General features: G+C 69.9%; 6 protein-coding genes and 1 pseudogene. 3 read left to right on the plus strand and 4 right to left on the minus strand.

Annotated features, from left to right (window positions below):
- The 3 genes and pseudogenes from ACZ7NC_RS43810 to ACZ7NC_RS43820 all read left to right on the plus strand — a co-directional run.
- Positions 1–92, plus strand: a pseudogene (locus ACZ7NC_RS43810) (IS6 family transposase); the annotation flags it as partial.
- A gap of 98 nt (positions 93–190) precedes the next feature.
- Positions 191–1,699, plus strand: coding sequence for an IS66 family transposase (tnpC, locus tag ACZ7NC_RS43815; RefSeq protein WP_471497649.1), 1,509 nt, complete (start codon positions 191–193; stop codon positions 1,697–1,699).
- 89 nt (positions 1,700–1,788) lie between these two features.
- Positions 1,789–1,962, plus strand: coding sequence for a hypothetical protein (locus tag ACZ7NC_RS43820; RefSeq protein ID WP_471497651.1), 174 nt, complete (start codon positions 1,789–1,791; stop codon positions 1,960–1,962).
- Between the two features lie 233 nt (positions 1,963–2,195).
- Here ACZ7NC_RS43820 and ACZ7NC_RS43825 read toward each other — a convergent pair whose 3' ends face one another.
- The 4 genes from ACZ7NC_RS43825 to ACZ7NC_RS43840 form a co-directional block, all read right to left on the minus strand.
- Positions 2,196–2,621, minus strand: a complete 426-nt coding sequence (locus ACZ7NC_RS43825) for a cytotoxic translational repressor of toxin-antitoxin stability system (RefSeq protein ID WP_471497653.1) — start codon at positions 2,619–2,621, stop codon at positions 2,196–2,198.
- The gene (locus tag ACZ7NC_RS43830) at positions 2,618–3,034 is read right to left on the minus strand and encodes a prevent-host-death protein (protein WP_471497655.1); all 417 of its coding nucleotides are present in this window, start codon (positions 3,032–3,034) and stop codon (positions 2,618–2,620) included. The genes ACZ7NC_RS43825 and ACZ7NC_RS43830 overlap by 4 nt, the downstream gene beginning before the upstream one ends.
- A gap of 133 nt (positions 3,035–3,167) precedes the next feature.
- Complete coding sequence (locus ACZ7NC_RS43835; RefSeq protein ID WP_471497657.1) at positions 3,168–5,288, minus strand: hypothetical protein; 2,121 nt, start codon at positions 5,286–5,288, stop codon at positions 3,168–3,170.
- A complete protein-coding gene (locus tag ACZ7NC_RS43840) occupies positions 5,285–7,030 on the minus strand; it encodes a DEAD/DEAH box helicase (RefSeq protein WP_471497659.1) in 1,746 nt (581 codons plus the stop codon). Before ACZ7NC_RS43840 ends, ACZ7NC_RS43835 begins: the two co-directional genes overlap by 4 nt.
- Between the last annotated feature and the right edge of the window lie 301 nt (positions 7,031–7,331).

A 7,331-nucleotide genomic window follows, 5' to 3' on the forward strand; every position in this document is an offset into this window, starting at 1 on the left:
TCATGCCCTCGGTCGAGCACCGCAGTTCGAAGTACTTGAACAACCGGGCCGAGAATAGCCACCAGCCGACACGGCAACGCGAGAGGGCTATGAAGGCAAACCTTCAGCGGGTAATCGGAGGGTGATCGCTTCGGGCTGCTGGTGACGGCCTGTAAGTGGGGCCCGGTTGGCGGTGTGGTTGGATCTTGCCGTGTCCGATCTTGAGTCGCTGTCCCGGGAAGAGCTGATTGCGCTCGCCCGGCGTCAGGATGCCCAGATCACGATGCTGGCCACTCAACTCGCTGATGCCAGTGAGCGGTTGGAGCAGGCGCTGAAGAGGCTGGCGGAACTGGAGCATCTGCTCTCGCGGAACAGCGGCAACTCTTCTGTGCCGCCCTCGAAGGATGATGGCCCGGGCCGGACGCCGCCGCGCAAGGAGCGCCGGGCGAAGCCGTCGGGGCGGGCGAAGGGCAAGCAGCCCGGTGCGCCGGGAACCGCGTTGCGCTGGCGCGATGAGGATGAACTCGACGATCGCCAGGATCGATACCCCCGGGGCAGGTGCGGCTGTGGTGCCGACCTGGCCAAGGCCGCTGATCTGGGGGTGGTGGACCGCTATCAGCAGCATGAGGTCCCGCTGGTGTCGGCGAGTGTGGTCCAGTACGACCAGCATGCGGTGGCTTGCTGTGGCTGCGGGCGGGTGCACACCGCCGCCCGGCCCGAAGGCGCGGGGGCCGGCTGCGTGGAGTACGGGCCGAATCTGCGCGCGTACGCGGTCTACTTGCTGGTCGTCCACTTCGTCCCGGTCCACCGGGTGGTGGACATCCTCGCCTCGCTGACCGGCGCTAAACCGTCCACGGGATTCGTCCACTCCCTGCTGCGGCGTGCCGCACGGGCGCTTCAGGCGTGCGACTTCGCCATCCGCACACTGATCACGTTCGCGTTCGCCGTCTGTGCGGACGAGACCCCGCTGAAGGTGGGGCCTGCCACCCCCGCCGAAGGGAAGAAAGAGGCCAAGGGCTACCTGCACGTGGCCTGCACCGAGCTCTACACCCACTTCCTGCTCGGCGACCGCTCCATGAAGACCTTCCGGCAGACCGTCCTGCAGGATCTCGAACCCGACGCAGTCGCCGTCCACGACCGCTACCAGGCCTACGACAGCACCCAGCTGGGGGACCTGAACCACCAGCTGTGCCTGGCCCACGTCCTGCGCGACCTCACCAGCGCGGCCCAGCTCTACCCCGACGAACACTGGCCCGTCCAACTCGCCGGCGAACTGCGCGAGCTGATCCACCGCGCCAACCAGGCCCGCACCCGCGGCGAGACCTCCCTTGCCGAGCGGATCAAGAGCCTTGCCGTGCGCGGCCTGCGCGCAGCAGTCCGCATCGGCCTCGCCGCGACCGCTCACCTCGACGATGCCCGGCCCGGCGCCCGCAAGAGCCGCCTGCTGCTGGAAGCCTTCCACCAGCGCGAGGACGACTTTCTGCGCTTCACCACCGACCTGCGCATCTCGCCCACCTCCAACCAGGCAGAACGCGACCTGCGCCCCTCCAAGATCCAGGAGAACATCTCCGGCCGGCTCACCCACCTCGGCCGTGTCGAAGACCGCTACCTCATCCGCGGTGTCCTCTCCACCGCGGTCAAACACACGGTCAACCCCCTCACCGTGCTCCGGGACGCCTTCACCGGAACCACCTGGCTCCCACCCGCAGCCCGCGCCTGACGCCCCGCCAGCCGACGACCACCACGGTCACCGGCCGTCACCCCACGCCCGAAACCGTCACACAACGCGCTCGGGGTGAATGTTTACCTATGAAGAACTTCCGTTCGACCGGCGCGGCCCAGAGATTCCTCGCCGCCTTCTCCAGGATCTCCTCGCACTTCCGCCCACGACGACATCTGATCACAGCAAGTAACTACCGCACCGAAATGACCGAACGATTCCGCATCTGGAAGACCGTCACCGGGGCGCCCGCGCACGGCTGAACGCCGTGCCACTCACGACACCCGCGCACCATCACATTGCCTCAACTCGCCTCACTCGCAGGCAACTTGACAGCGCCCGCCAGTCACATCAGCAACTTGACGACGCCCCTCTGGGACCACATCACCGGCGTCACCGCCCCGCCCGCAACGGCCTGACCACAACCACCGCCACCGGCCCCACCGCGACCTGACACACCCCCACCCAGCCACCCCACAGTTAACTTGACGACGCCTCACACGCCGTCTGTCCAGTACTGCTGAAGACGGGCCACCGCAGCCTCCTTGGTCAGCTCAGACACCGCCTCTTCCGAGAGACCGACACGGCGGATCAGTAGATAGACCAGATCCGCCGGAAGTGACTCCCCAGGCGTGGGTGGGGCTCCCCGGTCGGGGAGCTTTCCATCAATCACGCAGTCCCAGAACTCGCTTTCGGTGACGGCCAACTGATCGCGGAGGATGTGGCTCCACAATGCGGCACCGTAGACCGTGCGATCGACAGGGTGTGAGATACGGGTCCGCAGGACTCGTCCGTCATGCAGCGTCAGCTCGTAGGTGACGTGATGCGTACCAGTACGCCCACGAGCATCCCGGACGCGCTCCCACCCCTCGACCACACAGAAGCGGTCATGGCGCTCACGGTCCGGTTGCGGTCGACTCACTGCTGGACTCCCACCAGCCAGTCCGCCAGCTGTCGGTCGTCACTCAAAGCAATCAGCTGTACCAATCCCCAGTTCTCCTGGTGATTGGGCGCCAGTCGCAATCGTTCCTGCCAGTCGTCGGCGTACTCCCGCAGGGCACCGATCATCTCGTTCACGGCGTCGTCAAAGGTTGATCCATCGACCGCGACGGGGAGCCCGGGAATGAAGATCGACCATCCGCCCGCTTCCGCAATGACCTCCGCCTTGGACGTACACGCTGAAAACAGGTGCTGACGCAGTCGCTCAACATCCACGACCGCAGCGCACCCAGTGGCTCGACGCATGGTCGCAACACGCCCCTCACCTGCGGCGTCGAGAAGCTCCTTTAGGTGCGTACGCGCTTCGGTGTAGTTCTCGAAATGCACTGCGGACATGACGACCTCCTGTCGAGCCTTCATGGAACCAGAGTGCCTTCCTCGGGTAAGTACGTCAAGTACGTGAAGTACTTACTCGGTAGCCGTGTGAAGCACTACAGGCCTGGCCGATCGGGCCGGTGGTGGTGCGGGGCTACCAGGGCTGGTCGTAGGTCAGTTTCAGCAGGCGTTGCAGGTGCGTGCCGGCCTTGCGTAGGTCGGCCTCGGGGACCTGCCACAGCAGTGCCGCGTCGCCGTAACCGCCCCCGCCGCCGCTCCAGTAGCAGGCGGAGCGCTCGGCGGCGGCAGCGAGGACCGCAGCCGGGTAACGCTCCCGCAATGCCCGCGGGTCGGTCAGCCGCCACCAGGAGGCCAGGGCGCGGGCGGCCAGGTGCGCCCCGTGCCGGGCAGGGGTGCGCTGCCACAGCAGGTGGGCGACCGGGTCCAGCTCGCCACGGGTGCGCGGGAGGCGGGTTATCGGCTCAGTACCACCTGGGCGGTAGCGCGCCATCATGGTGCCGACGTTCATCGCGTAGGGGGTCTGGTGGGGCAGGACCTCGGCGATCAGCCGGTCGGGCCCGAGGGAGAAGCGCAGCAGGTAGTCATGGCGTCCCCGGTCGGTGCGGACCTCGCCGCCGGCACTGTCCCAGCCGTGTCGTCCCTCGGCGGGGAAGACCGCGGCGCTGCAGGACTCCACCCGCTCCCGGGAGTCGACGCCGATCCCGTACAGCGGCCCGGCCGCGCCGTACAGTCGCAGCAGGGCGGTGGCGGGCGAGTCCGGGGCGCACAGCCGCTCCAGCTTGCGGCGGTCGCCGCCTGCGGCGTGCTCCCAGAAGGTGAAGGCGCGCTTGTGCAGGGTCTGGGGATCGACGGATCGGCGCTGCGTCGGGGACGGGGCATGGCCGGGTGTGGCGGGCCGGAAGCCGGGGCGGGAGGAGGCGGCGCGCGCTGCGGACGCCTCGGCGGTTCGCCCCGTCTTCGCACCACCTCCGCTCCGTGGCGCGTTGCCGCCTGCGGGCTTGGCGTTTCGTGCGGCCGGCGGTCCCGCGGCAACGGGGGCGCCCGAACGCGCCGGTGCCACCGCTCCTTCCGTGGATGCGGCGGCGCCGTCGTGGGGCGGCGGTACGGACTCCGGGGCCGGAACCGGGACGGGCTTCGGGGCCGGAGGCGGAGTGGCGCGCTTGGGGGCCAGGCATCGGGCGCAGCCCAGGTGGGTCTTGGCCGCGACCAGCGGCGCATCGCTCTGGGCGCAGGCCGGGCAGCGCAGTGGGGCGAACTCTCCGGCGGGCAGCAGCCAGTCCAGGTCCAGCGGGTAGCGCCGCTCGCCCCTGCGGACGTCCAGCGCGAGGCGCAGCACTGGGACTCTCAGCAGGTGCAGCCGGTAGGGAGTGAGCGTGTGGCGGGCACGATATTTTTCGGCGATCTCGGCCAGGCGGCGGGCGCGCTCCTCGCGGGTGCTCCCGATACGGGCGCGCAGCAACGCCGCGCGGTCCTCGGGCGCGGTGGCGGCACGGCGTTGGAGGGAGTCCACGGCGGCGGCGTAGTACTCCTCGGCGCGGGCGCGCTCCTTGGCGTATGCGTCGCCGATCTGCCCGGCCAGCCCGTCACGGCGCAGCACGGCGGCGGCGTCCAGCATCCGGTGGGCCTCGGCGAGGGCCGCGGCCAGGTCCGGTCGGCTGGTGGAGGCGTAGTCCACGGCGGCGGCGAGCCCGGCCGGCAGCGCGGTCTCGGCACGGGGGTCATGGCCGGTGCGGGCGAGGCGCTTGCTGACCCTCGTCGGCACCTGCAGGCGGCTGGGTACGTCGACGAACACCTCGGCCTGTTCCTGGAAGTGGTCCTCCGCGGAGAGCTCGTAGCCCACCAGGGCGCCCACGCGCAGCACCGACCGCAGGGCTCGCTCGGGCGTGGTGTCGGCGCGCGGATCCAGGCGACCGTGGTCGACCGGGAGATGCTCCCGGGCCTTGGACAGCAACGTGGCGGCATCGGGCGGCACGGAGCGCGGCGCGGCCAGGGTGAGGGTGCCAGTGTCGCCCGCGGCCAGAACGCTCTCGGCGGCCTTGGCGACCACCGGGTGTCCGGTCACCAGCAGCAGGGCGCCGTCTTCGCGGGCGACATCGGGGTCTGCGGTGACCGCGGTCTCCTCGGGCAGCTCCAGCTCGCTCGCCAGGGCAGCGGGCAGGAGTGCCAGGGCGGTGTCCCCGGCGTCCTCCCACAGCCCGCCGCAGTGGGCGACCCAGTCCAGCCAGAAGGCCAGCCCTGCCTCCTTGCGGATCACCGGCCCGCCTCCTGTTCGTCGTCGCCGCCGACCAGTTGATCGATCGTGCCGCGGCTGTCCAGGTAGTCCGTGCGGGCGCTGACCAGCCGCTCGCCCAGGCGCTCCAGGCGTTCGGCGAACTCCGCGTCGTCCCCTGCGGTGGCGAAGGCATCGAAGACGGAGGTCTCGAAGTCGAAGTCCTCGTCCACCCGGCCCAGGATCATGTCGAGCTCGCCGACAACCAGCTCAAACAGGTTGATCTTGGATTCGAGGACGTGCAGGATCCGTTGCTCGATGGTGCCCCGGGCGACCAGATTGGTCAGCACCACGTCGTGCTCCTGCCCCACCCGGTGCAGCCGGCCCAGACGCTGCTCGATCTGCATGGGGTTCCACGGCAGGTCCACATTGGCCATCACATGGCAGAACTGCAGATTGCGGCCCTCTCCGGCGGACTCGGTGGACAGCAGCACCGGCGCAGAATCGCGGAAGGCCGCCACCGCCGCTTCCTTGTCCCGGCGCGAGAGGCTGCCGTGGTAGATGGCCGCCGGGACGCCCTCACGTTCCAGCCGAGCGGCGAGCGCGTCCAGGGTCTGGCGGAAGGCGGTGAACACCAGCACCTTCTCCCCCTGTCCGTTGTGCCGGCGCAGCCGCTCCAGCAGGAGATCCGCCTTGGTGGATCCCTCGATCTGGCGGGCCAGCGCCGCCAGGTCCGGCCAGCCCGCCTTGGCCAGGGTCGGCGCGGCAGCCTGCGGGCTCGACCCGGCCAGCCGGGTCAGCCCGCGCAGAGTCAGCAGCCGCGCCGAGGACGCACTCTTGGCTTCCGCCCTGATCCTGGCCGCGATCCCCGCATACAGCTCCGCCTCCTCCTGCGAGGGCGTCACCAGCACCGTCTCGGCCAGCCGCTGCGGCAGCAGCACCTCGACCTCGCTGCGCCGGTGACGAACCATCACCTCACGGGTACGGGCCCGCAGCTCGTCCAGGTTGCGCGGCGCCGAAGAATCCGTCCCTGCTCCGGCGTGCCGCTGACGGAACTGCGCGGGGGTACCCAGCAACCCGGGCGCGACCAGGCTCACCAGCTCGTACAGGTCCTGCAGCCGGTTCTCCACCGGAGTCGCGGTGAGCAACAGCAGATAGCGGGCGCGCAAGGACCGGGCGAGCTTCCCCGATGCGCTGCGCGGATTGCGCAGCCGGTGCGCCTCGTCTGCCACCACCACATCCCACTGCCCCCCGGTCAGCCGGGACTTGAGCGGATCCCGGCGCGCGGCGGCGATCGAGGCGAGCACCACCGGCCGCTCCGCATCCGCCTCCTCCCAGCCCCCGCCCCGGGCGATCACCGTCGGCAGGCCGAACTTGCGCTCCAGCTCCTCGCGCCACTGCTCCACCACCCCGGCCGGGGTGAGCACCAGCGTCCGATCCGCCAGCCCCCGCATCCGCAGCTCGGACAGGACCAGACCCGCCTCGATCGTCTTTCCCAACCCCACCTCGTCCGCGAGGATCGCCCGGCCCCGCATCCGCCGCAGCACCGTCTGAGCGGTCTGCATCTGGTACCCGAAAGGCGCGAAGGACAGCTGCGGCAGCGACAGGAAGGAGTCGAAACCGGGCCTGCGCCACACCTCCACCGCCGCGTCCACCAGCACCGAGGTAACCGGATCCACCGGAGCCGCGCCCAGCTGGGCCAACAGCACCGCGAACGCGCCGGGCAGTCCTTCGGGCCGCGGAGCCGAGCCATCAGCGATGGGGAGGCGAATGGTGGCGGTACTCAAGCGACCTCGCTCAGGGAGCAGCGGAACGGATGGCAACGGGCACGCTCCGTCACCCGTTCGGACCAGCCTAGCGAACGCGCGGGACGCGAGCCCCGGTACGAGCCCTCCGTACACCGGCACTGGCCGCTGGCGCTCCAATGCCGTTGCTTGAACGCCGCAAGCAGTCTGCGGTGACGTTGGGGCAGTGCCGTCGTTGGACTCGGCATGGCGCTGTCAAGTTGCCTGCGAGTGAGGCGAGTTGAGGCAATGTGATGGTGCGCGGGTGTCGTGAGTGGCACGGCGTTCAGCCGTGCGCGGGCGC

It is taken from the genome of Streptomyces sp. NPDC111802 (assembly GCF_055634335.1).